Genomic DNA, 25,314 nt, shown 5'->3' with positions numbered 1-25,314 from the left:
GACTGGTATGCAATTTGGTGAGCTGAAAGGGCTCGATTTCGCCCCGGACGAGACTGCTGGCTCAGGTTGTGCGAATGGACGCTGAACGTATGGGCTCAGCCCGACAGTACCAGAGGTGAACTTCGCCATCACCGGTAAACTCAGCCTGACATCAGCTACCTGACAAGGCCGCTGAAACTGGCCCGGCGCTGCCAGTTGGCGCCGGGTGTCCTGTGCGGTCATTGCGGCCGTGTTCAGCTGGACATCAGCACCGGGATCCGTGCTTCTTGCAGCACGTGCTCGGAGGCATCGCCGAAGATCAGCCGGTGCAGCCTGGAATGGCCGTAGCCACCCATGATCAAGAGGTCGCATTGCTGGCTGGCCGCCTCCATCAGCAGGCGGAGACCGGCCGAGTGCTCGCCGTCCGGGATATCGCGCACCTCTGCCGTCACCCTGTGGCGGGACAGCATGCGCGCGATCTCGTGCCCTTCGGTGGAGATATCGGCGGAGGTGTGCGGGTGCTCCTCGATGGTGACGACCTCTGCAAAGGCGGCGGTTTGCAGGAACGGCAGCCCGTCTTGCAGGGCGCGGGCCGCTTCGCGGGAGGGTTTCCAGGCTGCCAGAATCCGGGTGCCGATGGGCTGGTCGCCCCAGTCATCCGGCAGCAGCAGCGGGCGGCCGCTGTTGGCAACTAGATCCTTCTGAAATCCTCTTTGGTCGAACCGTTCCCGCTCCGTGTCCGGGAACAGGGCCACGGTCAGATCGGAGCGGATGGCGGATTCCCGCAGCTTATCCGCGGCATCCGGTGAGCGGGCGGCCTGCGAACGCCATTCCGAAATGCAGCCGGCCTGATCCGCTGCGGCCTTGAACAGCTTTTCGATCTTGCGGTCTTCCTCTGTCACCCGGCTGCTGAAATCCCCGATGGTGATTTCGCCTGCAGCGATGGCAATGCCGGAGTAGGGTACAAAAGCCTCCCGCGTGTGCAGCCCGGTCAGATGGGCATCGAACCGCACGGCCAGGCCGCAGGCCGCGGGCAGCAGCCGTCTGGCGGCAAACTCCGATGTCAGGCAGGCCAGAATGGTCTTGTAGCTCATGGCATCTCCTCCCGGTGTGGCGGCCAGGGCGCGGTGTATGCGTGCCCGGGGCCGCCAGTGGCTTATAGCAGGATCAGCCGCCAGCTCCCTTGACCGCAGTCAAGGGCTGACGCACGGGGCAGGGGGCGTTTACCCCGGTTAATGCACCGGCGGAGGCGCTGGCCGAGGCTGGAAGGGTAGCGACTCACCCGGTTTCGGAGGAAACTGAAGGCGGCCCTTGGCGCATTCAGCCGGCAGGCGGCAAGACAGGAGCAGGCCGGGGGCGGTCCAGAAAGGATAGGCCCATGCTTGTACATGAGATCATGACCGTGCCCGCGCGCTTTGCGGCGCCGCAGGACAGTGTCGGCAGCGCGGTACAGCAGATGCAAAACCTTGGCATAGGGGTGCTGCCGGTGGTCGAGGAGGGCCGGGTGGTGGGCATTCTCACCGACCGGGATCTGGTGCTGGCGCTGGCTGGCCAAGACAGCGCGCTGGACGGGATGCCGGTTGCTGCCGTTATGAGCCCCGGGGCGGTCTGCTGCCGGGCCGAGGACACCGTCGAAGCAGCGGCGGCCCTGATGGGGGACCACCAGATCCGGCGGCTGCCGGTGCTGGATGAGGAGGGGCGGCTGGCGGGGCTGCTGTCGGTCACCGACATTGCCGTACATGCCTCGGAACAGCTGGCGGGTGAAGCGCTGGGGGAAATTGCCGAATACCGCTAGGCGCGGGGGCTTAGCCCAGAACCGGGGTGATCTCGGTTGCCAGCCGGTCAGGGTCGGTGCCTGCAACCTCTGCCAGGACGGAGAGATCATTGATCCGGATGTCCATGTGATCGGCGGTATCAACAAGCCCGTTTCTGACAAAGCGGCGCAGGGTGCGGCAGACATGCACCGCCGTCAGGCCGGTAAAGTCGCCGATGTGCTGCTGGGTCAGCGGCAGGTGGAACGCGCAATTCTCGGACAAGCCCAGCGGTTTCAGCCGCAGGCACAGTTCAATCAAAGCATAGGCGATACGGCTTTGGGCGCTGCCGCGGCCCAGGCGCAGCATGCGTTCGGACAGCCGGGTGCGTTCGGCGGCCTGGACAATTTCATTTGCCCGCGCCAGCCGCGGCGAGGCCGCCAGCATCGCGTGCCAGGCGGGCAGGGGGATGACGCAGACCAGAGCGTCCGTCACCGCCTCGATGCTGAGGCCGGCTGTTTTCCCGTCCGCGGAGGTTGGATCCGCTGCATCCCCCGGCAACAGGAAATCGATCAGCTGCACCTCGCCGTTCATTGAGGATTTCGAGGTCGCCAGCCAGCCGTCGATTACGATGATGATCTTGCCGCTGTCTTCGCCGTCCTGCAGCAGCAGCCGGTTGGCCGGCACGGTCTGGATGTTCTTGCGGAAGCTGTGCAGCGCGGGGTCGCTGCCGTCAAAATCCATGGCACCGATGCGCAGGCAGGTGACATCGGCGTTCCGGGGCGGGATCGGGCCTTCCTTGGTCACAGAAACGTTTCCTGTCGCAAATGCAGTACGGGTTCCGGTCCGGAGGCCGCTGCGCGCAGGCGGTGGGCTGCGGCGTGCTGGGGCGGGCCCGGTGTCACAGTGCAACAGCGACGTTACGCCCGCAAAGCGATTCTGTCGACGGGACGGGGCGGTCCTGGGGGCGAGGGCGCGGCGTCTGCGCCCCCGCGGGTCTCAGATGTGCAGCGCGTGCCCCAGCGCGCGCAGGCAGGCCTCCTGCAGGCCTTCCGACTGGGTCGGGTGGGCGTGGATGGTTGCGGCGATGTCTTCCAGGCAGGCGCCCATTTCGATGGCCAGCGAAAAGGCGGCCGACAGCTCTGAGACACCGGCGCCAACCGCCTGCAGCCCCAGCACCGCGCGGTCGGCGTCGCGCCAGACAACGCGGATGAAGCCATCCTCGCGCTCTGTCGTCATCGCCCGGCCATTGGCGGCAAAGGGGAACTCGGTGCTGCTGCTGCCCTCCACTTCGCCCGGCAGGGCGCCGCAGGTGACAATCTCGGGGTCGGTGAAGCAGACGGCGGGAATGGCGCGCTTGTCCCATTCCACGGCGTGGCCCGCGGCATGTTCGGCCACCATTTCACCCTGGGCCATGGCGCGGTGCGCCAGCATCGGCTCGCCGGTGACGTCGCCGATGGCGTAGATGCCGCGCATCGAGGTCTGGCAGGTCTTGTCGATGCGGATGAAGGGGCCGTTCAGGGTCAGCGCCAGCTCATCGATGCCGATGCCCTCGGTGCGGGGGCGGCGGCCGATGGTCACAAGGACCTTGCCGGCCTCGATCCCGCCCTGGCTGGAGGCCAGAACGCCGCCGACATAGCCTTCGGCGCGGGCGCCGGTCATCACCTTGACGCCCAGGGCCTCCAGCCGTTTGGCGACGGGCCGGGTCAGGGCCGCATCGTAAAGCGGCAGAATGCGGTCCTCGGCCTCGACCACGGTGACCTTGGTGCCGAGCTTGGCAAAGGCTGTGCCCAGCTCCAGCCCGATATAGCCCGCGCCAACGACGGCGAGGGTTTCCGGCACCGCCTGCAGCGACAGCGCCCCGGTCGAGGACAGGATATCGCCGCCGAAGGGCAGGGCGGGCAGTTCCACCGGCGCAGAGCCGGAGGCGATCACGATGCGCTCGGCGCGGATCTGGGTGGTTTCGTCACCGTTTTTCACCGCGACGGTCTTGCCGTCGAGGAAACGCGCGCGGCCTTCGACCACGCGCACGCCCGCCTTGCGCATCAGGCCGCTGACGCCGCCGGTCAGCCGCTTCACGATGCCGTCCTTCCAGACCATTGTCCGGCTCAGGTCGATCTCCGGCGTGCCTGCGGAAATGCCAAGCGGCCCATCGGCCGCGTGCGCCATCTTGTGGAACTCATCCGCGGCGTGGATCAGCGCCTTGGAGGGGATGCAACCCACGTTGAGGCAGGTGCCGCCGGGGTTGGCCTCGTCCACCACAATGGTGTCGACGCCCAGCTGGCCCGCGCGGATGGCGCAGACATAGCCGCCGGGGCCTGCGCCGATGATCAGCAATTTACATTTAAGGTCAGTCATTTAGCCCTCGACAAACAGCATGGCCGGAGTTTCCAGCAGGGATTTCAGTTTCTGCACGAACACCGCCGCGTCCCAGCCGTCGACCACCCGGTGATCGAAGGAGCAGGAGATGTTCATCATCTTGCGGGGGCGGAATTGCTGGCCGTCCCAGACCGGGCGGATCTGCATCTTGTTGACGCCGACGATGGCCACTTCGGGGTGGTTGATGATCGGAGTGGTGGCAATCGCGCCCAGCGGCCCCAGCGAAGTGATGGTGATGGTGCCGCCGGTCAGCTCCTCGCGCTTGATCGAGCCGTCGCGGGCGGCGTCGGCGAGTCGGGCAAGCTCGCCTGCGTTGTCCCACAGGCTGTTTGCCTCCGCATGGTGCAGCACCGGCACGTTGAGGCCCTGAGGCGTCTGGGTGGCGATGCCGATGTGGACGCCGCCGTGGCGGTAGATCACGCCGTCCTCATCATCAAAACGCGCGTTGAGGCCGGGCTGTTCACGCACCGCCTCGACGATGGCGCGCATCAGGAAGGGCAGGAGGGTCAGCTTGGGGCGGCTGCCCTCGTGCTTCTTGTTGAGCGCCGCGCGCAGATCCTCCAGCGCGCCCATCTCCACCTCTTCGACGATGGTGATATGCGGGATGTTGCGTTTGGACAGGGCCATCTTCTCGGCAATCTTGCGGCGCATGCCGATGACGCGCTGCTCCTCGACGCCGGTGTTGCGGCCGCGGGTGACGCTGCCCTGGCGGATGCCGCCGGATTCGATCCAGCTGTCCAGATCCTCATGGCTGATCCGCCCGCCCGGGCCCGTGCCGGGCACATGGCGCAGGTCGACGCCTTCGGAGCGCGCCCGCGCCCGCACGGACGGTGCGGCCAGCGGCTTGGCACCCTCGGGCCGGGGCAGGCGGTGGCCGGGTTTCTTGGCAGCAGCCGGGGCAGGGGCCTTTGCAGGCGCCGGTTGCGGTGCCTCCTCAGCCGCAGGCTGTGCCGCTTCCTCCGGGTCCGGCGTGGGCTGCGGCGCCGGGGCGGCGGGTTTGGCTGTGTCAGAGACAGAGGCAGAGGCAGAGCCGGGCGCCTCGTTGCCCTCTCCCTCGACCTCGATCCGGATCAGCACGGAGCCGATCGCCATCATCTGGCCGATCTCGCCGCCCAGCTCCAGTACCTTGCCGGAAACCGCTGAGGGCACCTCGACCGCGGCCTTGTCCGTCATCACCGCCGCCAGGATATCGTCCTCGCGCACAATATCGCCGGGCTTGACGTGCCATTCTGTCAGTTCCGCCTCGGCAATGCCTTCCCCGACATCGGGAAGGCGCATCGCAAACACACCCATCCGGTCAGCCCTCCATCACTTTTTTCAATGCCTCGCCGACGCGGGCAGGGCCGGGGAAATACTCCCACTCCTGCGCGTGCGGGTAGGGCGTGTCCCAGCCGGTGACGCGGATAATCGGCGCCTCCAGATGGTAAAAACAGCTCTCCTGCACCAGGCTCATCAGCTCGGCGCCGAAGCCCGACGTGCGGGTTGCCTCATGCACGATCACGCAGCGGCCGGTCTTTTCGACGGAGGCCTGGATCGTTTCCAGGTCCAGCGGCAGCAGGGTGCGCAGGTCGATCACCTCGGCGTCGATGCCAGAAGCCTCTGCCGCGGCTTCGGCCACATAGACCATGGTGCCATAGGCTAGAACGGTGACATCCGCGCCTTCGCGGGTGATGCTGGCCTTGCCCAGCGGCACGATCTCCGCACCCTCCGGCACCTCGCCCTTGGGGTGGTTCTTCCAGCTAGTGACCGGGCGGTCATGATAGCCGTCAAACGGCCCGTTGTAGAGCCGCTTTGGCTCCAGGAAGATCACCGGATCGGGATCCTTGACGGCGGCCAGCAGCAGCCCCTTGGCATCGCGCGGGTTGGAGGGCACCACCACCTTCAGCCCCGACACATGGGTAAACAGGGCTTCCGGGCTCTGGCTGTGGGTCTGGCCGCCGAAGATGCCGCCGCCGGTGGGCATGCGGACCACCAGCGGACAGGTGAAATCGGCGTTGGAGCGGTGCCGCAGCCGCGCTGCCTCAGACACGATCTGGTCATAGGCGGGATAGACGTAGTCGGCGAACTGGATCTCGATTACCGGCTTCAGCCCGTAGGCCGCCATGCCGATGGCGGTGCCGACGATGCCGGATTCGTTGATCGGCGCGTCAAAGCAGCGGGATTTGCCGTATTTCTGCTGCAGGCCTGCGGTGCAGCGGAACACGCCGCCGAAAAAACCCACATCCTCGCCGAAGACGACGACGCGGTCGTCTGCCGCCATGGCGACATCATGGGCCTCGCGGATGGCCTCGATCATGGTCATGCTGGCCATCTCAGTACCCCGCTTCCTGGCGCTGCCGGATCAGATGCGGCGGCATGGTTTCGTAAACGCCCTCGAACATGTCGCGCGGGCTGGGGGCCTTGCCGCCGCCCAATGTGCCGACGGCCTCAGCCTGTTTCTGGGTGGCGATGACGCCGTCCAGGATTTCCGCCTCGGCCTGTTTGTGGCGGTCCTCGCTCCACTCGCCGATGGTGATGAGGTGTTTCTTCAGCCGCTCGATCGGGTCGCCCAGGGGCCAGGCGGCGGCCTCGCGTTTGGAGCGGTAGGCGGAGGGGTCGTCGCTGGTGGAATGGCCGCCGGCGCGGTAGGTGACATGTTCGATCAGGGTGGGGCCATGCCCCTGGCGCGCCCTTTCACAGGCCCATTTCGCCACCGCGTGCACGGCCAGGTAATCGTTGCCGTCCACCCGGATCGAAGCGATGCCAAAGCCGTGGCCGCGGGCGGCAAAGGTGCCGACGCCGCCGCGGGCAATGCCCTGGAAGGTGGAAATGGCCCATTGGTTGTTGACTATGTTCAGGACCACCGGCGCGTCATAGGTCGAGGCAAAGACCATGGCGGAGTGAAAATCGCTCTCCGCCGTGGAGCCGTCGCCGATCCAGCCCGTGGCGATCTTGGTATCGCCCGAGATTGCCGAGGCCATGGCCCAGCCGACCGACTGCACGAACTGGGTGCCGAGGTTGCCGGAGATCGAGAAGAACCCGTGTTCCTTGGAGGAATACATGATCGGCAGCTGGCGCCCGTGCAGCGGGTCGTCGGCGTTGGAATAGATCTGGTTCATCATGGTCAGCATCGGATAACCACCCGCAATCAGCAGCCCGGCCTGACGGTAGGTCGGGAAGTTCATGTCGCCCGGGCGGAGGGCGCGGGAAAAGGCGCAGGACACGGCTTCTTCGCCCAGGTGCTGCATGTAAAAGCTGGTCTTGCCCTGGCGCTGCGCGTTCAGCATCCGCGCATCGAAGGCGCGCAGGGTCAGCATGTGGCGCAGGCCCTCGCGCAGCTCCTCCGGGCTGAGCGCGCCGGCCCAGTCGCCCACCGCCTCGCCGTCCTTGTTCAGCACGCGCACGATGGAAAACGCCATGTCGCGGATCGAGTCGGGATCCACATCCGTTGGCGGGCGTTTGACTGCCCCGGCGCGCGGAATTTCGAAGTCCGAGAAATCAGGCGTGCTGCCCGGCCTGCAGCCTGGTTCCGGCACATTCAGCGATAGCGGCGGGAAGTCATCACTCATGCGGTTTCCTTCTTGTCTGGGCGTGTTCAGGCGGCGCGCGGTTTGTTTTCAGGCGCGCAGCCTGTCTTTCCAGCTTAGCAAAACCGGTTGGTTGAAAAGCCTCAATTTTGGGGCCGGTGCGGTAAATTTTAGAGAAAAGGCAACGGATTGATGGAAATCTTGGTGGTTTCCGCTACGAATTCAAAAGGTGGAGAGGCTTGCCGCTCCGCGGGGCAGGGGGCGAAACAAGGCTGGAAGAAGTTTTTTAAGAAGCAGAATATTCATCTTGACCCAGCCGCCTGGAGGCACGTTAGGCTCTGGTCTCATTGAATTTCAAAGCCAGCAGAGGGCGAGGACGGCAAGAGCGATAGCTGACAGGAAGGCTTTGGGGCATCTGCCGTAATGCGTTGCGACCCGCCGCCAGTCCTTCAGCCCTGCGTGCATAATCTCAATGCGGTTGCGACGTTTGTAGGGTCGCTTGTCGTATCTGATGGCTCTCTTGCGCAGTTTCCGGCCGGGGATGCAGCACGTATCCCTTTGCCATTTTGCCCGGCCGGAAGAGATCGCGCGTAGCGTAAGACTGTTAGGCAAGACACTCAAAATCATCGTCATTGCCGCCGCGGTGTAAGCTGGTGTCTCAGAACTTGGGAAGAATGCCGCTGCTAACGCGCCTTGCTCTGCCATTGCAGGAAGGCATTGAACAGCTGCTGCTGTGTGCTGATGCCCAGTTTGGCATAGGCGTTCTTGCGGTGGGTCTTGACCGTCGGCAGGGCAATCCCGAGGGTCAGGCTGATCGACAGGCTGGAATGGCCCTTGAGGATCATCTGCACGATCTCCGCCTCCCGCGGGGAGAGGATGGTGCGGGCAAAGTCCTGCAGCGTCCGCTCTGGTTTGGCTGCGCTGAGATCCGGGGCCTGCCGGGACCAGAGCCGGGCGAATGCTGCCCCGAACAGCGGCAGGAAGGGGCGCAGCCGGTCCAGCAGATCATCGGGAAAACCGCCGTCTGCCGCAGGACGGGCAAAGCTGACTTCGCCCATGGCTCCGCCGGGCAGTTCTGTCAGCAGGGTGAGTTCCACCAGCCCTGCGGGCCAGCCGGGGGTGCGGTAGCCGATTTCCTCGGCGTCCTCGACCAGAATGCCCGGGGTCTCCGGCGCCGGGTTCCAATTGTCGGGTGCCAGGTCCGCCATCCTGTAAAGCCCCGGCTGCAGCCCCTCGAGCAGCGCGTTATAGACCGGGTTCAGCAAGTAGGTGCTGTTCACATAGAGCTGCACTGCGTCCTTGGCGGCGCCTTGCGGGTAGCTGTCATCCAGGTAGTGCGGGCGCTGGCCGGGGCGGTTCACAACACAAAAGGCAGCAGTGAAGGGCAAAAGCGGGCGGGCGGCGGCGATCAGCCCGGCCGCGCCGCGCTGGCCGCTGATGACGCTGGCCAGCGCGCTGTTCGCAGCTGCAATGTCAGTGCCTTGAAATTCCACATGATCCTCCCGGTTGATCCGCCATAGCACGCGGCAGGGGGGCGTGCATCATCCTTGGGGATGATGGCGGCGGGGCAGGCGCGCGCGCTACCCTTCGGGCAAAGAAGGAATATGCCGATGATGAAAACCCCGATTGTGTTGGATGCCGAAGCCGTGGCGCAGCTGCTGCCGCAGGTCGATGTGCTGCAGGAAATGCGCGCGCTTTTTGCAGACCTGGGCCTTGGTCAGGCGGTGCAGCCTGCACAGACATTGACGCTGTTTCCGGAAGGGCAGGGGGATTTCATCACCTATCTGGGGGCGGCTGCCGGGGCAGGCACCTTTGGCGCCAAGCTGTCGCCTTATCTGCCGCGCGCGGGCGGGCCGGTTATCACCGCCTGGACCGTGCTGATGTCGATGGAGACGGGCCAGCCGCTGATGCTGTGCGACTCCGGCCGCTTGACCACCGAACGCACCGCGGCCACCACGGCGCTGGCGGTGGATCTGCTGGCAGGCGAGGGGGCTGCGCGGGTGGCCGTGATCGGCTCCGGCGCGGTGGCGCAGGCGCATTGGCGGCATGTGCAGGGTCTGCGCGATTGGCAGGAGGTGCGGGTCTATTCGCCCGGCCTGGGTGCGGATGCGGGCAAGCAGGCCGCGTGGCGCGGGATCTGCCCGGAGGCAGAGTTTGCCGCCAGTGCGGAAGAGGCCGCGCGGGGGGCGGATGTGGTGATGCTCTGCACCTCTTCGGGGACACCGGTTCTGGATGCAGCCGTGGTGGCGCCCGGCGCGCTGGTCACCTCGATCAGCACCAATGCGGCAGAGGCGCATGAGATTGCGCCTGCCTTCCTGGCCTCGGCGCAGGTCTATTGCGACTACCGCGAGACCACGCCGGCAAGCGCCGGGGAGATGGTGCTGGCCGCGCGGGATCATGGCTGGAGCGCGGATCAGCTTCGGGGTGATCTCGCGGGGCTTGCTGCCGGAACCTGCGAAGGGCCTGAAGTCGGCCGGTTGGTATTCTTCCGCTCCATCGGGCTGGGGCTGGAGGATATCGCCGTGGCCAACGCTATCTACCGCGCCGCCAGCGCTTGAGAGACAGGAGAGAGACATGCATATCGAACCTTTCGGTGTCGAAATCTGGATGAACGAGTGGGAGACCAAATGCGAATGGAACCTCGCCGAGACTTGTGTTGAAAGCCTGACCATCGAGGAGCTGCTGCAGCTGGCCGGGAAAAACTCTGCCGATCTGTCAGAGCTTCTGGGCATGAAGATGACTTATGGCGCGATCGATGGCTCGGACCGGCTGCGCAGTGCCATTGCGGCTCTGTATCAGGGACAAGGCCCGGAAAATGTGATCGTCACCCATGGCACCATCGGCGCCAACATGCTGGTGCACAAAGCGCTGGTCGAGCGTGGCGACCGCGTGGTGGCGGTGGTGCCAACCTATCAGCAGCATTACTCGATCCCGGCCAGCATTGGTGCGGATGTGCATCAGCTGCGCCTGCGGGAGGAGAACGGGTTTCTGCCTGACTTGGACGAGCTGCGGGCACAGGTGACGCCGGGGACGAAGCTGATTGCCATCAACAATCCCAACAACCCGACCGGCGCGCTGATGGACCGGGCGATGCTGGAGGAGATCGCCGCCATTGCCCGCGAGGCGGGTGCCTGGATCCTGTGCGACGAGGTTTACCGCGGCACCGATCAGGAAGGGGACGGGATGACTGCCTCGATCGCGGATATCTATGAAAAGGGGATTTCCACCGCCGGCATGTCCAAGGCCTATTCACTGGCCGGGTTGCGGCTGGGCTGGATCGCCGGGCCGAGGGAGGTGATTGAGGCGGTGGCCATTCACCGCGATTACGACACCATCTCGGTGGGCATGATCGACGATCACTTTGCCGCGCTGGCGCTGGAAAACCGCGAACAGGTGCTGGCGCGCAGCCAGCGGATCACCCGCGGCAATCTGGAGATCCTGTCCGACTGGGTGGATCAGGAGCCGAAGATCTCCTGGGTGAAGCCGCGCTCGGGTACCACCGCGCTGCTGAGGTTCGATCTTCCGATGACTTCGCGGGAGTTCTGCGTGGCACTGCTGAAGGAGACAGGGGTGATGTTCACGCCGGGTTCGGCCCTGGGCATGGAGGGCTATGTGCGCATCGGCTATGCCAATGGGCCGGAAGTCCTGAAGCAGGGGCTGGGCCTTGTGTCCGGCTTTTTGGCAGCACAGTGGTAGTCAAGAGGATGCGCGGCGGCTGAACGCCGCCGGCCCGCTGTCTGTTTGAGGCAGTGTATTATTGCGTTGCTTGGCGCAAACAAGGCTCTGAGCCTTCATCTCAAGATCCTCATTGGCCTTGCCAGGCTTCTGTGAAGCCTGCTTTCCTAGCCTGTTCTGGGGTTCGGGCAAGCCAAACGCCACTGAGACAGATTGCCAGGGGATTTGATCTGCCAGATCATAGGAGGCGCTGCCGTCACGACGTTCACCAGGCGCCAATCGCGTGGTCCGGGACCACATGTCCGCTGGGAAGGCCGCTGGCGGAATGCCGCGTCAGAAGCCCCTCAGCGCCTTCAGCGCGGTGAGGTCCAGCCTGGCCCGGAACGGAACCGGGGCTTGATGGGCAAGATCGGGTCCTTCCAGATATTCGCAGAACTTGCAGACGGGAAGCCTGCACATGTCTGCTGCAGGCACATGTCACACATTGCAAACTTCGGACAGCCTCCAAGCAGCCCGCTTCAGGGAAGTCGCCAGCGTGTTTTCTCCATGCCAAATGTTCTGGCAGCCCGCTCAAAAATGCGGCGCAACCACGTTGTCTGAAAATCAGCCCGGCTCCGCGGTCTTTACAGCCCTCCGGCATTCTCATCACGCTCTGCCGCATGCCCGATGCCCTGTCCATTGTTGTCGTCGAAGCCGACCGCGAACGCGCCTTCCTGATTGTAGAGGGGCTGCGGGTTGCCGGGGAATTCGACATTGAGGTCATTTCGAGCCCTTCGGGCCTGGCCCGTCAGATTCAGATGCGTGACCCGGATGTCGTGCTGATAGATATTGCAGATCCCTCGCGAGACGCGCTCGAGGAACTGACGCTGGCCTCCGGCCCCAAGGACCGGCCAGTGGCGATTTTCGCCGACCGCAGCGCGGACGGGCTGTCTGCTGCTGCGGTGGAGGCGGGGGTTTCGGCCTATGTGGTTGACGGTTTGCAGCCCGCCCGGCTGAAACCGGTTCTGGATGCTGCAATTGCCCGCTTCCGGCTGTTTCAGCGGATGCGCACGGAGCTTGCCGAGACCAAGCGGGCGCTGGAAGAGCGCAAGGTGATCGACCGCGCCAAGGGGATGGTAATGAAAGCCCGGGGCGTTGGCGAGGATGAAGCCTATGCGCTGCTGCGCAAGGCGGCGATGGATCAGAACAAGCGTGTGGCCGAGGTGGCGCAGGCGCTGGTCACGGCGGCGGGGCTGCTGGCATGAGCGTGACGCGGATCCCCGCCGGTTATGTCCCGCTGACCGATGCGGCGCCGCTGATTGCGGCGCAGGAAATGGGGTTTGCCGCCGAAGAGAAACTTGCGCTGGACCTGCACCGCGCGCCCTCCTGGTCGTCGCTGCGGGACATGCTGGCCTTTGGACAGGTGGACGCGGCCCAGATGCTGGCGCCGGTGCCGGTTGCGGCGGCGCTTGGCCTGGGCGGCGCCAGCGCGCCTTTGTCGGTGCTGTCGGTGCTGTCCGTCAACGGCACGGTGATCGGGGTCAGCAGCAGCCTGGCCCGCAGACTGGCTGATACTGGGCATGGGTTTTCCTTTGACGATGCCCTGTCTGCTGGACAGGCGCTGATCGTTGCGGGCGGCCCGGAGTTGCGGATCGGCGTCCCGTTTCCATTTTCCATGCACGCTGAACTGCTGAACTATTGGCTGAAGGGGCTGGGGGCGGACACGCCCCCGGACATCGGCATCCGCACGGTGCCGCCGCCGCAGATGGTGGAGGCCATCCGCCGCGGCGAAATCGACGCTTTCTGCGTTGGCGAGCCCTGGGGGTCGATGGCGGTGGAGCAGGGGGCCGGCGCGCTGCTGCTGCCGGGCCGGGCGATCTGGTCTTTTGCTCCGGAGAAGGTGCTGGCCGTGCGCAGTGCCTGGGCAGACGCGGAGCCCGGCCTGGCCAACCGCCTGATCCGGGCGCTGTGGCGGGCAGGGCGCTGGCTGGCCGATCCGGCCTCGCGCGGGCTGGCGGCGGAAATCCTGTCCGCGCGGCGATACCTGGATCTGCCCGCTGAAATCATCGAGCGCGCGCTGTCTGGGACGTTCACGGTGACGCCGCAGGGGCTGCAGCGCGAAGCGCCCGGTTTTATCGGTTTTCACGAGGGTGCGGCGGGGTTTCCCTGGCGCACCCAGGCACAGTGGATTGCCCTGCAACTGGCCCAGCGGAACGGATTGGACCAGCAGACGGCGCTGGAAACCGCGGGAGCCGTTTTCCGCAGCGATCTGTACCGTGCCGCCCTGCGGGGCACTGGCGCGGAATTGCCGGGCGCCGCCTCGAAACCGGAGGGCGATTTTGACGCGCCGCGGACGGCTGGCAGAGAATCGGAACCTGCCGGCCTGCTGCAGAACCGGTTTTTTGATGGCCGCGTTTTTGATCCCCTGATCGCGGACTGATGAAAATACAGGCAGCTTGCCGCGCCGCAGCGCTGCAACGCAGAATTTCTTGCTGCGAGAGCAAAGAAACCTTTGGCGCAGGCCGGGCCTTGCGGCAATCTGAGGTCAGGCAGGCAACGGAGCCTGACTGAGAATTTTCCCGAAGACCGGGGTTCACTGAGCAAAGCCGCTCGACCCACCGCCACTCCTTCCGGCGGTGCGTGTCAGCGGCTTTTTCTGTTCCGGCGCCTGCCGCCGGACGCAGCTAGGAAAAGGAACCAACCCGATGAAGACACTCATCATGGCGCTTGCGGCCTCAACTGCACTGACCGGACCGGCTTTGGCCGCCACCCTGGATTTGGAAAAGGACGTGCTGACCTTCGGCTTCATCAAGCTGACCGATATGGCGCCGCTGGCGGTGGCCTATGAACAGGGCTTCTTTGATGACGAGGGGCTGTTTGTCACGCTGGAAGCGCAGGCGAACTGGAAGGTTCTGCTGGATGGCGTAATCAGCGGCACGCTGGACGGCGCCCATATGCTGGCAGGCCAGCCGCTGGCCGCGACCATCGGCTATGGCACCGAGGCGCATATCGTCACGCCGTTTTCCATGGACCTGAACGGCAACGGCATCACGCTGTCCAACGAAGTGTGGGAGATGATGAAGCCGAACCTGCCCACGGACGCAGACGGCAGGATCGCGCATCCGGTCTCCGCCTCCTACCTGAAGCCGGTGATTGAGGATTTCAACGCCAAGGGCAAGCCGTTCAACATGGGCATGGTGTTCCCGGTTTCCACCCATAATTATGAGCTGCGCTATTGGCTGGCGGCGGGCGGCATCAACCCCGGCTATTACTCGCCCGAGAACGTGACCGGGCAGATCGGGGCAGAGGCGTTCCTGTCGGTGACCCCGCCGCCGCAGATGCCCGCGACGCTGGAGGCCGGCACGATCTCCGGCTACTGCGTTGGCGAGCCGTGGAACCAGCAGGCGGTGTTCAAGGGCATTGGGGTGCCGGTGATCACCGATTACGAGCTGTGGAAGAACAACCCGGAAAAGGCGTTCGGCATCACCGCGGAATTTGCCGAGGAAAACCCGAACACCATGCTGGCGGTGGTCAAGGCGCTGATCCGCGCGGCCCAGTGGCTGGATGAAAACGAAAACGCCAACCGCCCGGAAGCGGTGGAGATCCTGTCGCGCCCCGAGTACGTCGGCGCCGATTACGAGGTGATTGCCAATTCGATGACCGGTACCTTTGAATACGAGAAGGGCGACAAGCGCGACGTCCCGGATTTCAACGTGTTCTTCCGCTACAACGCCACCTACCCGTTTTATTCGGACGCGGTCTGGTACCTGACCCAGATGCGCCGCTGGGGGCAGATTGCCGAACCCAAGCCGGACAGCTGGTATGACGAGGTTGCCCGCTCTGTCTACAAGCCGGAGATCTATCTGGAAGCCGCGAAAATGCTGGTGGATGAAGGGCTTGCCAGCCCGGAGGATTTCCCCTGGGACAGTGACGGCTACAAGGCCCCGACGCCCGCAGAGGACATCATCGACGGCATTCCCTTCGATGGCAAAACACCCAACGCCTATATCGACAGCCTGCCGCTCGGACTGAAGTCCGGCCAGACCGTCGTTGGCAGCGCCATTCAGGGCTGACCCCGGACAGGAGGGCAGGGGGGCGGTGCGCCCGCAAGAGCGGGCGGCCTTCCCCTCCCTCAGCATTTCCCAGAGGACGACACCATGACGATCGCCGACCCCGACACTCTGAACCCCGCCAGTGAACAAAAGGAGGCCCGCCGCGCCCGGCTGTTCACCCGCATCAGCAAGATGGACGCCTGGTTCCAGGTTTTTGGCCTGGCCTGGGTGACGCCGGTGCTGAAAGCCGCCTCCGGGGACAATCCCAGGGCGCAGATCAGGGAAATCTGGCGCTTGCTGGCGGTTCCCGTCATCGCCATTGCCGCCTTCCTGATGCTGTGGGCCGTGCTGGCGCCCAAGGTGCAGACCTCGCTGGGCGCCATCCCCGGGCCCGCTGCTGTGTGGAGCGAAGCGGTGAACCTGCATCAGGATGCGCAGGCCAAGGCCGCCAAGGAGCGCGCCCATTACGAGAAGGTGGAGGCCCGCAACCAGCGCTTCATCGACCGCGGCCAGCCGGAGCGGGTGAAAGACATCCCCTTTACCGGCGCGCCGTCTTATTACCGGCAGATCGGGACCTCGATCCTGACCGTTTTCTTCGGGTTCCTGATTGCTGCCGCCGTGGCGATCCCGCTGGGCATCCTGGCCGGGCTTTCACCGGCTGCAAACGCGGCCATCAATCCGCTGGTGCAGATTTTCAAACCGGTGTCGCCGCTGGCCTGGCTGCCGATCGTGACCATGGTGGTTTCGGCGCTTTATGCCAGCAACGACGGGCTGTTCTCCAAGTCATTCCTCGTTTCCGCAGTCACCGTGACCCTGTGCTCGCTGTGGCCGACGCTGATCAATACCGCGCTGGGGGTGGCCTCCATCGACAAGGACCTGGTGAATGTCTCCAAGGTCCTGAAAATGAACACCTGGACCAAGATCACCAAGCTGGTGCTGCCCTCGGCACTGCCGCTGATCTTCACCGGGCTGCGGCTGTCGCTGGGGGTCGGCTGGATGGTGCTGATCGCGGCGGAGATGCTGGCGCAGAACCCGGGCCTTGGCAAATTCGTCTGGGACGAATTCCAGAACGGCTCCAGCCAGTCGCTGGCCCGGATCATTGTTGCGGTGCTGACCATCGGTATCATCGGCTTCCTCTTGGACCGGGTGATGTACGCGCTGCAGTCGCTCTTTACCTTCACGAACAACCGGTGAGCCGTCATGAGCATTCTTGAGTTCAAAAACGTCTCCAAGAGCTTTGGCGAGGGCAACAGCCGCACCGACGTTCTGAACAACATCAGCCTGCAGGTGCAGGAGGGCGAGTTTCTTGTGCTCTTGGGCTTTTCCGGCACCGGCAAGACAACCCTAATCAACCTGATGGCCGGGCTGGAGAGACCGGCGGAGGGGTCGGTCAAGTACCGGGGCAGGGAGGTCACCGGCCCCGGTCCCGAGCGCGGGGTGATCTTCCAGAGCTATTCGCTGATGCCGTGGCTGACGGTGAACGGCAATGTTGCGCTTGCGGTTGACACGGTCTTTCCCGGCCTCCCGAAGGCGGAGAAACAGGCGAAAGTGGACCATTATGTGGAAATGGTCGGCCTCAGCCACGCTGCGCACCGCCGCCCGGCGGAGCTGTCGGGGGGCATGCGCCAGCGGGTCAACGTGGCGCGGGCGCTGGCGATGGATCCGGAGATGCTCTTGCTGGATGAGCCGCTGTCGGCGCTGGACGCGCTGACCCGCGCCAATCTGGCGGATGAGATCGAGGCGATCTGGGAGGCGGACAAGAAGACCTGCGTGCTGATCACCAACGACGTGGATGAGGCCATTCTGCTGGCCGACCGCATCCTCGCCCTGAACCCGGACGGCAGCCTGGGGGAGGCGTTCACCGTCGCCATTCCCCGCCCGCGCGACCGCTCCGCGATGAACACGGACGAGAGCTTCAAGCGCCTGCGGGCGTCGGTCACCTCCCGCTTGATGGATGTGGGCATCCAAGCGAGGGCCGAAGGCACGAAGACCCTGCCGGACGTGACCCCGATCCACGGGCTGCCGGCGGCTGTGGCGGAGGCTGCAAAGTCGATCACCGAGGAGCGGTTTCTGGATTTCTCGCAGCTGCACAAGATCTACCCGACGCCCAAGGGGCCGCTGACGGTGGTCGAGGATTTCAACCTCAAGATCAGCAAGGGCGAGTTCATCTCGCTGATCGGCCATTCCGGCTGCGGCAAATCCACGGTGCTGACGATGGCCGCCGGGCTGAACCCGATCTCCAAGGGGGCGATCAAGCTGGACCGCCGCCATGTCGAGGGTGCCGACCCGGAGCGTGCTGTGGTGTTCCAGTCGCCCAATCTGTTCCCCTGGCTGACCGCGCGGGAGAACTGCGCCATTGGCGTCGACAAGGTCTATCCCAAGGCGACGCAGGCCGAACGGCAGGACGTGGTGGAATACTACCTGGAGCGCGTCGGCCTGGCGGATGCGATGGACAAGCCCGCACATGCGATGTCGAACGGCATGCAGCAGCGGGTCGGCATCGCCCGCGCCTTTGCGCTCTCCCCGAAACTCCTGCTGCTGGATGAACCCTTCGGGATGCTCGACAGCCTGACCCGCTGGGAGCTGCAAGAGGTGCTGATGGAGGTCTGGTCCCGCACCAGAGTGACCGCCATCTGCGTCACCCATGATGTCGATGAGGCGATCCTGCTGGCCGACCGGGTAGTGATGATGACCAACGGGCCCCAGGCCACCATCGGCAAGATCACCGACGTGGACCTGCCGCGCCCGCGCACCCGCAAGGCGCTGCTGGAGCACCCGGATTACTACACCTACCGGCAGGAGGTGCTCGATTTCCTGGAGGAATACGAGCACGGGGCGAAACCCGCTCCCAAACCAGCCGCAAAACAGATCGCAGCGGAGTAAGACCATGACCCAGAAACTCGTCATCATCGGGGCCGGCATGGCCTCTGGCCGGGTGATTGAGCATCTGCTTGATGCCGATCCCGGCGCCTATGACATCACCCTGTTCAACGCCGAGCCGCGCGGCAATTACAACCGCATCATGCTGAGCCCGGTGCTGTCGGGCGAGAAGACCTATGAGGAGATCGTCACCCATTCGGACGCGTGGTACGCGGAGCGCGGCATCACCTGCCGGTTCGGCGAGCATGTGGTGAAGATCGACCGCGAGATGAAAGTGGTCGAGGGTGAGAACGGCCATGTGCCTTACGACAAGCTGGTAATCGCCACCGGCTCCGCCCCCTTCATCATCCCGGTGCCGGGCCACGACTTGCCTGGGGTGATTTCTTACCGCGATCTGGATGACACCAACGCGATGATCGAGGCCGCCACCAAGGGCGGCAAGGCGGTGGTGATCGGCGGCGGCCTCCTCGGGCTGGAGGCCGCGGCGGGGCTCAAGGAGCGCGGCATGGATGTGTCCGTGCTGCACCTGATGGGCCACCTGATGGAGCGCCAGCTGGATGAGGCCGCAGGGTATCAGCTGCGCAAGGATCTGGAGGCGCGCGGCATCACCGTGAAAACCCAGGCCTCGACCAAGGCGATTTTGGGCGAGGACCGCGCCCAGGCGGTGCTCTTGGAAAGCGGTGAGACGCTGGGGGCGGATCTGGTGGTGATGGCAGTGGGCATCCGCCCGGAAACCCGGCTTGCCACGGACGCGCATCTGGATGTGGCGCGCGGTATCGAGGTGAACGCGCAGATGCAGACTTCCGACCCGGATGTCTATGCGGTGGGGGAATGCGTGGAATTCGGCGGCCATCTGTTTGGCCTGGTGGCGCCGCTCTATGACCAGGCCAAGGTGCTGGCGGACAGCCTGCTGGACCAGCCCAACGCCTTTGCGGTCAAGGAACTGGCGACCAAGCTCAAGGTTACTGGCTGCGACCTGTTCAGCGCCGGGGATTTCGCCGAGGATGAGGGGCGCGAGGACATTGTTTTCCGCGACCCGGCCCGCGGCATTTACAAGCGGCTGGTCATCGAAGACGACCGGCTGATCGGCGCGGTGATGTACGGTGACACCGCAGACGGCAGCTGGTTCTTCGGGCTGATCAAGGACGGCACCGACATCGACGAGATGCGTGAGACGCTTATCTTTGGCCCGGCCTTTCAGGGGGGCGCCTCCGCGGACCCTCTGTCAGCCGTTGCAGCCTTGCCGCCTGAGGCGGAGATCTGCGGCTGCAACGGCGTCTGCAAGGGACAGATCACCAGCGCCATCGAAGGCGGCGCAACCGACCTTGGCGCGATCCGCGCCACGACCAAGGCCAGCGCCTCCTGCGGCACCTGCACCGGGCTGGTGGAACAGCTGCTGGCGGTGACGCTGGGCGATGGCTATACCGCCCCGCAGGCGCAGCCAGTCTGCGGCTGCACCCATCACACCCACGAGGACGTGCGCCGCCTGATCAAGTCGCAGGAACTGAAAAGCCAGGCCGCGGTCTGGCAGGAACTGGGCTGGACCACCCCCAACGGCTGCCATGTCTGCCGCCCGGCGGTGAACTACTACCTGCTGGCGGACTGGCCGCTGGAATACTGCGACGATCCGCAAAGCCGTTTCGTCAACGAGCGCAAGCACGCCAACATCCAGAAGGACGGCACGTTCTCCGTGGTGCCGCGGATGTGGGGCGGCATCACCACCCCGGACGAACTGCGTGCGATTGCCGATGCCGCTGACAAATATGATGTGCCGAAGGTCAAGGTGACTGGCGGCCAGCGTATCGACCTGCTGGGGGTCAGGGGCGAGGACCTGCCCGCGATCTGGTCCGACCTGAACCGCGCCGGGCTGGTGTCGGGCCATGCCTATTCCAAGGGGCTGCGCACGGTAAAAACCTGTGTCGGCACCGACCATTGCCGGTTCGGCACTCAGGACTCGACCGGGCTGGGCATCAAGCTGGAGAAACACCTGTGGGGGTCCTGGACGCCGCACAAGCTGAAGCTGGCGGTCTCCGGCTGTCCGCGCAACTGCGCCGAGGCGACCTGCAAGGACATCGGCGTGGTCTGCGTCGACAGCGGCTATGAAATCCACGTCGGCGGCGCCGCGGGGATGGAGATCAAGGGGACCGAGCTGCTGTGCAAGGTGGCGAGTGAGGACGAGGCGATCGAAGTGATCTCGGCGATGACCCAGATCTACCGCGAGAACGCCCGGTATCTGGACCGGATCTACAAATGGCTGGCCAGGGTCGGGCTTGATTGGGTCAAGGTGCAGATCGTGGACGACGTGGAGAACCGCAGGGCGCTGGCGGAGCGGTTTCAGCTGTCGCAATCCGTCTACCGCAAGGACCCTTGGGCGGAGCACGCGCAGGACAGCGCCACCCGGGCGCGATACGCGCCGCTTGCCAATCTCACCCTGGAGGCTGCGGAATGAACTGGATCGACATCGGCCATATCGACGACATCCCGCCGCATGGCGCGCGGGTGGTGAAAACCCCGGTGGGCTGCGTTGCCTTGTTCCGCACCGGCGCGGCAGAGGTCTTTGCCGCCGACGACCGTTGCCCGCACAAGGGCGGGCCGCTGTCCGAGGGGATCGTGCATGGCCAGAGCGTCACCTGCCCGCTGCACAACTGGGTGTTTGATCTGAACACCGGTGCAGCGCAGGGGGCGGATGAGGGGCGGATCGGCACCTATCCGGTGCGGGTGGACAGTGGCCGCCTGCTGATTGACGGTGATGCTATTGGAAAGCGGAGCGCGGCGTGATGCCGGGGGCCGCCTGCCAGGAAGTCCGCTCCACCTGTCCCTATTGCGGCACCGGCTGCGGCGTGCTGCTGCGCCCGGACGGGCAGGGCGGGCTGGCGGTGCGCGGTGATCCGGACCATCCGGCCAACCGCGGGCAGCTCTGCTCCAAGGGGCTGGCGCTGGGGGAAACCCTGGGGCTGGAGGGCCGCCTGCTGGCGCCGCGGGTGCACGGGCAGGAAACCGATTGGGACAGCGCCCTGGACCTGGTGGCCGCCAGTTTCCGGCAGGCGGTGGAGCAGCACGGCCCGGACAGCGTCGGTTTCTACCTGTCGGGCCAGATGCTGACCGAGGATTACTATGTCGCCAACAAGCTGATGAAGGGCTTTCTCGGCTCCGCCAATATCGACACCAACTCGCGCCTGTGCATGGCCTCCACCGTTGCGGGCCACAAACGCGCCTTTGGCACCGACACGGTGCCCGGCACCTATGAGGATCTGGACGAGGCGGATCTGATTGTGCTGGTGGGTTCCAACCTGGCCTGGTGCCACCCGGTTCTGTATCAGCGAATTCTGGCGGCGCGCGGAAGCCGCGGCACCAGGCTGGTGGTGATCGACCCGCGCCGCACCGCCAGTTGCGACCAGGCGGACATGCACCTGAAACTGCGGGCAGGCAGCGACGTGGCGCTGTTCAACCACCTGCTGGCGGCGCTCCGCGCAGGCGGCGCGCTGGATGCGGACTATCTACGGCATGTGAATGGACTGGGCGCGGCGCTGGACGCCGCCGCCGCGGAGGATGCCTCTGTGACCGGGTTGTCCGAGGGAGAAATCAAGGCTTTCTGCGATCTGTGGATTCGCACCGAGAAGGTGGTGACGATCTTTAGCCAGGGGGTGAACCAGTCCACCTCCGGCGCGGACAAGGTGAATGCGATCCTGAATTGCCATCTGGCCGCGGGGCGCATCGGCAAGCCCGGCTGCGGGCCGTTTTCCGTCACCGGCCAGCCCAATGCCATGGGCGGGCGCGAGGTGGGCGGGCTGTCCAATATGCTGGCCTGCCACATGGATCTGGACAACAGCCGCCACCGCGATGCGGTGCAGGCGTTCTGGGACGCGCCCGCGATGCCTGACCGCGCGGGCCTGAAGGCGGTCGACCTGTTCTGCGCTGCAGGCGACGGGCGGCTCAAGGCGCTGTGGATCATCCACACCAACCCCGCCGTCACCATGCCGGAGGCCGATGCCGTCTCCGCCGCGATAAAGGCCTGCGATTTCACCGTGGTCAGCGACATTACCGCCGCAACCGACACCGCCCGTCTGGCGGATGTGCTACTGCCCGCTGCCGCCTGGGCGGAAAAGGACGGCACCGTCACCAATTCGGACCGCACCATCAGCCGCCAGCGCGCCGCCCTGCCGCCGCCGGGTGAGGCCCGCGCCGATTGGGACATTCTGGCCGGTGCGGGCCGGCGCATGGGCTGGGGCGCGGCGTTTGATTACCAGTCTCCGGCGCAGGTCTTCCGCGAACATGCGGCCTTGTCCGGGCTGGCAGGCGGCTTCGGGCTGGACTTCGATATCTCCGGCCTCAGCTCCCTGTCCGATGCTGGCTATGACGGGCTGGCCCCGGTGCGCTGGCCGGTCAACCGCGACAGGCAGGGCGGGCGGTTCTTTGCGGACGGGCGGTTCTTTCACCCCGACGGCAAGGCCCGGATGCTGGCGGTCCGGCACAGGCCCCCGGCGGCCGCCCCGGACCGCCAGTACCCGTTCCGCCTGAACACCGGCCGCATCCGCGACCAGTGGCACACGATGACCCGCACCGGCATGGCGCCGCGCCTGTCCGGACATCTGGCCGAGCCTTTCGCCGATATCCACCCGGAGGACGCCCGGCGGCTGGGCGTGCAGCCCGCCGACCTGCTGCAGCTCAGCAGCCCGCACGGGCAGGCCATCCTGCGCGCCCGGATCACTGCGGATGTGCAGCCCGGCGACCTGTTTGTGCCGATCCACTGGACTGGAGAAACCGCCTCTTCTGCGCGCATCGATACCCTTGTCGCCGCCGCTGTTGATCCGGTTTCGGGCCAGCCCGAAAGCAAAGCTGCCGTTGTTGCGGCGGAACGCTGGCAGCCCGCCTGGTACGGCTTTGCCGTATCCTGCAGTCCAATGACCCCCCAGGCAGAATACTGGGCCGCGGCACGCACCGGATCCGGATACCGGGCGGAACTAGCGGGGCTGGCTCCGCTTGTGGATCTTGAAGCCGCGGCGCGGGTTCTCTTTGCCCTGCCTGAAACCGAAGTGCAGGTGATCACGGACCGCCACAAAGGTATCGCCAGGCTAGCCTTGTTTCAGGACGGCAGGGTCATGGCCGCGCTGTTCACTGCGCCGGAACCGGTGGCGGTCAGCCGGGACTACCTGGCGGGTCAGCCGGGCAGCTGCACGGCAGAGGTGCTGACCGGTGTTCCGGCGGCGGGGCGGCCTGATCCCGGGCCTGTGGTCTGCGCCTGTTTCGGCGTCGGTGCCAACACCATCTTGCAGGCCATCGAAAGCGGCGGGCTGTTGAGCGTGGACGAGGTCGGCGCTGCCTTGCACGCAGGCACAAATTGCGGCTCCTGCCGCCCTGACATTGCAGACCTGCTGGCACGGCGCCCGTTCAGGCAGGCCGCGGAATAGGAGGGTTTCAGATGCCGGTTCCTCCAGCAAAGGTGCCCGCGATCTGCTCACTCTGCGCGCTGTGCAAGGGCTGCAGCAGGCTGATACGGTTTTCGATCGCCTTGTCGAGAAAGAGGTTCTGAGCCTTGCTCGGCCTGCAGCCAAACGGGTCTTTGCCGGGAAACACGTCGGGGCCCACAGCTGGCCGCAGGACAGGATCAACGCGGCCGTTGTGGGGGAGGCCTTGAAGGGCCGCCGGGTCGTGCGCCTGAAATCGGGAGATCCCAGTATCTTCGGGTGTGCTGCGGAAGAACTGGCCGCCGCGCTTGCAGCAGACATCGATGCGGAGATCGTTCCCGGGATCACCACTGCCTGCGCCGCCGCTGCGCAATCCGGTACGCCACTGACCGAACGCGGCCTGTCTGACACGCTTGTGCTGACCACTGCCAGATGCAAAGCCGGCGACTCTCTGCCCGATTGCGTCCGGCATGAAATGCCGGGAACCACAATTGCCTATTACATGTCGGTGGAGCAGGCACCGCGGGTGCGCGACGGTCTGCTCGGCCAAGGCTTGTCAGCCTCCACTCCGGTCACGATAGCTGCGGATGTTTCCAAGCCAAGTGCACGGACCGTCTCTTGTGGCCTCAGCGTGCTTCCGGACACCCTGAAACTTCATGAAATCTCCGGTTGTGCAGCAATTATCATCACATTTCCAAAACTCGGGTCCGGGCAGGTTTCTCTCCCAAAAACTAAGTCTTGCCGGCAAATAGCACGGCCTTAGGCGGACTGCCGGAACGCGCGAAATTCCTTCTGCCATGCGGCGCGAGTTTTTGAGCATTGCAGAAGATCAGGCTCTGGTCTCATTGAATTTCAACGCCAGCAGATGACGAGGGCGGTAAGAGATATAGCTGACAGGAAGACTTTTGAGCATTGCTGTACCGTGTGGCGGCCCGCCGCCAGTCCTTCTGCCTGCCGAACATAATCTCAATGCGGTTGCGCCGCTTATATCGGCGTTTGTCGTATCTGATGGCTTTCTTGCGCTGCTGTCGGCCGTGGATACGGGCACGTATCATTTTGTCTTTAAACATTTTATAACCTACATCTTGGGCGTCCGTCATCCAGAAATGATCAGACACACACCATTCGTTTTTCAACCGTGAATCATGCCGCCAATCGGATATCAACGGGTCCTGAGCCTTATAGGTGACGCAGTTTGGGGTAGCGCGTACCCGGGCAAAAATGAATTCCAATAATCATACTTATGTTAAATAATTTAACCGAGCAAATTACCTGATGCGGACCAGTCAGTCCGTCCCTTCAGCCAGACTTTGCACCGACTGAAGGTATGTGATGACGTTGCCCAGGGAGCGGGATACCATCATAGGCTGACCGCTTGGCAGGGCCAAAGTCACAAATTGATCCTCATCCAGGGTCGGGCCAAACATTGGCATATCACCGTGGGCGGCAACCGGCTGGCGGCCATCTATTTGCTTGGCAACAGCTGCCATCGGGAATTCACCGTTATTGCGCGCGGCCAAGTGGGTCAGGTCCGGCGGCTGCAAGGCCATCATCTCCGCCATCGGTCCCTGGCTTGCCGCGTCCTTGCCGTGGCATTCAGCGCAGAAATACAGGAACAGGTCCCGCCCCTCTTCCACGCCGTGGATTTGCGCCCAGCCCGGCCCTGCCGCAATTGCAAGTGTTGTCGCCAGCCGCATCAGCATTGCTG

The 25,314-nt window shown here is 64.9% G+C and carries 21 protein-coding genes and 2 pseudogenes; 12 read left to right on the top strand and 11 right to left on the bottom strand.

Translation table 11 applies throughout. The features are described from left to right. Positions 1-233 precede the first annotated feature (233 nt). On the bottom strand, positions 234-1,073 hold the full coding sequence (locus tag RA24_RS17260; RefSeq protein ID WP_039193179.1) for a universal stress protein: 840 nt from the start codon (positions 1,071-1,073) through the stop codon (positions 234-236). A gap of 284 nt (positions 1,074-1,357) precedes the next feature. Between RA24_RS17260 and RA24_RS17255 the strand changes: the two genes are divergently transcribed. Further along, positions 1,358-1,774 (top strand): CBS domain-containing protein, encoded by a 417-nt coding sequence (locus tag RA24_RS17255; protein ID WP_039148007.1) that lies wholly within the window; start codon positions 1,358-1,360, stop codon positions 1,772-1,774. Positions 1,775-1,784: 10 nt separating this feature from the next. Here RA24_RS17255 and RA24_RS17250 read toward each other — a convergent pair whose 3' ends face one another. The 7 genes and pseudogenes from RA24_RS17250 to RA24_RS17225 all read right to left on the bottom strand — a co-directional run bounded on the left by RA24_RS17250 (position 1,785) and on the right by RA24_RS17225 (position 9,108). After that, positions 1,785-2,537 (bottom strand): Crp/Fnr family transcriptional regulator, encoded by a 753-nt coding sequence (locus RA24_RS17250; RefSeq protein WP_019296395.1) that lies wholly within the window; start codon positions 2,535-2,537, stop codon positions 1,785-1,787. Between the two features lie 192 nt (positions 2,538-2,729). Beyond that, complete coding sequence (gene lpdA / locus RA24_RS17245; protein WP_039193177.1) at positions 2,730-4,088, bottom strand: dihydrolipoyl dehydrogenase; 1,359 nt, start codon at positions 4,086-4,088, stop codon at positions 2,730-2,732. Then, on the bottom strand, positions 4,089-5,402 hold the full coding sequence (locus RA24_RS17240) for a dihydrolipoamide acetyltransferase family protein (RefSeq protein ID WP_039172772.1): 1,314 nt from the start codon (positions 5,400-5,402) through the stop codon (positions 4,089-4,091). It lies immediately after the preceding gene. Positions 5,403-5,406: 4 nt separating this feature from the next. Beyond that, positions 5,407-6,420 carry an alpha-ketoacid dehydrogenase subunit beta gene (locus tag RA24_RS17235; protein WP_039193176.1) on the bottom strand — a complete coding sequence of 338 codons (1,014 nt, stop codon included), beginning with the start codon at positions 6,418-6,420 and terminating at the stop codon, positions 5,407-5,409. 1 nt (position 6,421) lies between these two features. Continuing rightward, the gene (locus tag RA24_RS17230; RefSeq protein WP_039172775.1) at positions 6,422-7,657 is read right to left on the bottom strand and encodes a 3-methyl-2-oxobutanoate dehydrogenase (2-methylpropanoyl-transferring) subunit alpha; all 1,236 of its coding nucleotides are present in this window, start codon (positions 7,655-7,657) and stop codon (positions 6,422-6,424) included. Positions 7,658-7,969: 312 nt separating this feature from the next. Beyond that, positions 7,970-8,164: pseudogene (locus tag RA24_RS22075) on the bottom strand (IS5/IS1182 family transposase); the annotation flags it as partial. 134 nt (positions 8,165-8,298) lie between these two features. Further along, positions 8,299-9,108: a response regulator transcription factor gene (locus RA24_RS17225; RefSeq protein ID WP_039193174.1), complete on the bottom strand. Its 810-nt coding sequence runs from the start codon at positions 9,106-9,108 to the stop codon at positions 8,299-8,301. 120 nt (positions 9,109-9,228) lie between these two features. Between RA24_RS17225 and RA24_RS17220 the strand changes: the two genes are divergently transcribed. Together RA24_RS17220 and RA24_RS17215 are read left to right on the top strand one after the other, a co-directional pair. Then, positions 9,229-10,173: an ornithine cyclodeaminase family protein gene (locus RA24_RS17220; protein WP_275041217.1), complete on the top strand. Its 945-nt coding sequence runs from the start codon at positions 9,229-9,231 to the stop codon at positions 10,171-10,173. A gap of 16 nt (positions 10,174-10,189) precedes the next feature. After that, positions 10,190-11,311: an aminotransferase gene (locus RA24_RS17215; RefSeq protein WP_039193171.1), complete on the top strand. Its 1,122-nt coding sequence runs from the start codon at positions 10,190-10,192 to the stop codon at positions 11,309-11,311. A 312-nt stretch (positions 11,312-11,623) separates the two neighbouring features. Here the strand turns inward: RA24_RS17215 and RA24_RS22930 are convergent, their stop codons facing one another. Further along, positions 11,624-11,749: a hypothetical protein gene (locus RA24_RS22930; protein ID WP_019296403.1), complete on the bottom strand. Its 126-nt coding sequence runs from the start codon at positions 11,747-11,749 to the stop codon at positions 11,624-11,626. Positions 11,750-11,949: 200 nt separating this feature from the next. On the opposite strand from RA24_RS22930, the gene RA24_RS17210 reads away from it, so the two are divergent. The 9 genes from RA24_RS17210 to RA24_RS22070 all read left to right on the top strand — a co-directional run bounded on the left by RA24_RS17210 (position 11,950) and on the right by RA24_RS22070 (position 24,369). Further along, a complete protein-coding gene (locus RA24_RS17210) occupies positions 11,950-12,534 on the top strand; it encodes an ANTAR domain-containing response regulator (RefSeq protein ID WP_019296404.1) in 585 nt (194 codons plus the stop codon). Then, the gene (locus RA24_RS17205) at positions 12,531-13,709 is read left to right on the top strand and encodes a CmpA/NrtA family ABC transporter substrate-binding protein (protein ID WP_039193170.1); all 1,179 of its coding nucleotides are present in this window, start codon (positions 12,531-12,533) and stop codon (positions 13,707-13,709) included. The genes RA24_RS17210 and RA24_RS17205 overlap by 4 nt, the downstream gene beginning before the upstream one ends. Before the next feature lie 265 nt (positions 13,710-13,974). Beyond that, positions 13,975-15,342, top strand: coding sequence for a CmpA/NrtA family ABC transporter substrate-binding protein (locus RA24_RS17200; RefSeq protein ID WP_039193168.1), 1,368 nt, complete (start codon positions 13,975-13,977; stop codon positions 15,340-15,342). An 84-nt stretch (positions 15,343-15,426) separates the two neighbouring features. After that, positions 15,427-16,515, top strand: a complete 1,089-nt coding sequence (locus tag RA24_RS17195) for an ABC transporter permease (protein ID WP_019296407.1) — start codon at positions 15,427-15,429, stop codon at positions 16,513-16,515. A 6-nt stretch (positions 16,516-16,521) separates the two neighbouring features. Continuing rightward, positions 16,522-18,204: an ABC transporter ATP-binding protein gene (locus tag RA24_RS17190; RefSeq protein WP_039193166.1), complete on the top strand. Its 1,683-nt coding sequence runs from the start codon at positions 16,522-16,524 to the stop codon at positions 18,202-18,204. A gap of 4 nt (positions 18,205-18,208) precedes the next feature. Beyond that, positions 18,209-20,650, top strand: a complete 2,442-nt coding sequence (gene nirB / locus RA24_RS17185; protein WP_039193164.1) for a nitrite reductase large subunit NirB — start codon at positions 18,209-18,211, stop codon at positions 20,648-20,650. After that, a complete protein-coding gene (nirD, locus tag RA24_RS17180; protein WP_019296409.1) occupies positions 20,647-20,979 on the top strand; it encodes a nitrite reductase small subunit NirD in 333 nt (110 codons plus the stop codon). The genes nirB and nirD overlap by 4 nt, the downstream gene beginning before the upstream one ends. Then, positions 20,979-23,609: a nitrate reductase gene (locus RA24_RS17175; protein ID WP_039193163.1), complete on the top strand. Its 2,631-nt coding sequence runs from the start codon at positions 20,979-20,981 to the stop codon at positions 23,607-23,609. The genes nirD and RA24_RS17175 overlap by 1 nt, the downstream gene beginning before the upstream one ends. Before the next feature lie 61 nt (positions 23,610-23,670). Continuing rightward, complete coding sequence (locus tag RA24_RS22070; protein ID WP_241480965.1) at positions 23,671-24,369, top strand: uroporphyrinogen-III C-methyltransferase; 699 nt, start codon at positions 23,671-23,673, stop codon at positions 24,367-24,369. A gap of 89 nt (positions 24,370-24,458) precedes the next feature. Here the strand turns inward: RA24_RS22070 and RA24_RS17165 are convergent. Then, positions 24,459-24,670 (bottom strand): annotated as a pseudogene (locus RA24_RS17165) (transposase); the annotation flags it as partial. A gap of 222 nt (positions 24,671-24,892) precedes the next feature. Then, positions 24,893-25,309: a c-type cytochrome gene (locus tag RA24_RS17160; protein ID WP_052257625.1), complete on the bottom strand. Its 417-nt coding sequence runs from the start codon at positions 25,307-25,309 to the stop codon at positions 24,893-24,895. Between the last annotated feature and the right edge of the window lie 5 nt (positions 25,310-25,314).

Origin of the sequence: Leisingera sp. ANG-M6 (assembly GCF_000813905.1) — a bacterium.
Lineage (GTDB): Bacteria > Pseudomonadota > Alphaproteobacteria > Rhodobacterales > Rhodobacteraceae > Leisingera.
Note: the sequence above shows the minus strand (reverse complement) of the source record. Positions and strands in the feature narration are given on the sequence as shown.

Bases quoted from the DNA above. Each gene is read 5' to 3' on its own strand.
- RA24_RS17260 (WP_039193179.1), bottom strand. From the start codon at position 1,073: ATGAGCTACAAGACCATTCTGGCCTGCCTGACATCGGAGTTTGCCGCC.
- RA24_RS17255 (WP_039148007.1), top strand. From the start codon at position 1,358: ATGCTTGTACATGAGATCATGACCGTGCCCGCGCGCTTTGCGGCGCCG.
- lpdA (WP_039193177.1), bottom strand. From the start codon at position 4,088: ATGACTGACCTTAAATGTAAATTGCTGATCATCGGCGCAGGCCCCGGC.
- RA24_RS17240 (WP_039172772.1), bottom strand. From the start codon at position 5,402: ATGGGTGTGTTTGCGATGCGCCTTCCCGATGTCGGGGAAGGCATTGCC.
- RA24_RS17235 (WP_039193176.1), bottom strand. From the start codon at position 6,420: ATGGCCAGCATGACCATGATCGAGGCCATCCGCGAGGCCCATGATGTC.
- RA24_RS17230 (WP_039172775.1), bottom strand. From the start codon at position 7,657: ATGAGTGATGACTTCCCGCCGCTATCGCTGAATGTGCCGGAACCAGGC.
- RA24_RS17220 (WP_275041217.1), top strand. From the start codon at position 9,229: ATGAAAACCCCGATTGTGTTGGATGCCGAAGCCGTGGCGCAGCTGCTG.
- RA24_RS17215 (WP_039193171.1), top strand. From the start codon at position 10,190: ATGCATATCGAACCTTTCGGTGTCGAAATCTGGATGAACGAGTGGGAG.
- RA24_RS22930 (WP_019296403.1), bottom strand. From the start codon at position 11,749: ATGTGCAGGCTTCCCGTCTGCAAGTTCTGCGAATATCTGGAAGGACCC.
- RA24_RS17210 (WP_019296404.1), top strand. From the start codon at position 11,950: ATGCCCGATGCCCTGTCCATTGTTGTCGTCGAAGCCGACCGCGAACGC.
- RA24_RS17205 (WP_039193170.1), top strand. From the start codon at position 12,531: ATGAGCGTGACGCGGATCCCCGCCGGTTATGTCCCGCTGACCGATGCG.
- RA24_RS17200 (WP_039193168.1), top strand. From the start codon at position 13,975: ATGAAGACACTCATCATGGCGCTTGCGGCCTCAACTGCACTGACCGGA.
- RA24_RS17195 (WP_019296407.1), top strand. From the start codon at position 15,427: ATGACGATCGCCGACCCCGACACTCTGAACCCCGCCAGTGAACAAAAG.
- RA24_RS17190 (WP_039193166.1), top strand. From the start codon at position 16,522: ATGAGCATTCTTGAGTTCAAAAACGTCTCCAAGAGCTTTGGCGAGGGC.
- nirB (WP_039193164.1), top strand. From the start codon at position 18,209: ATGACCCAGAAACTCGTCATCATCGGGGCCGGCATGGCCTCTGGCCGG.
- nirD (WP_019296409.1), top strand. From the start codon at position 20,647: ATGAACTGGATCGACATCGGCCATATCGACGACATCCCGCCGCATGGC.
- RA24_RS17175 (WP_039193163.1), top strand. From the start codon at position 20,979: ATGCCGGGGGCCGCCTGCCAGGAAGTCCGCTCCACCTGTCCCTATTGC.
- RA24_RS17160 (WP_052257625.1), bottom strand. From the start codon at position 25,309: ATGCTGATGCGGCTGGCGACAACACTTGCAATTGCGGCAGGGCCGGGC.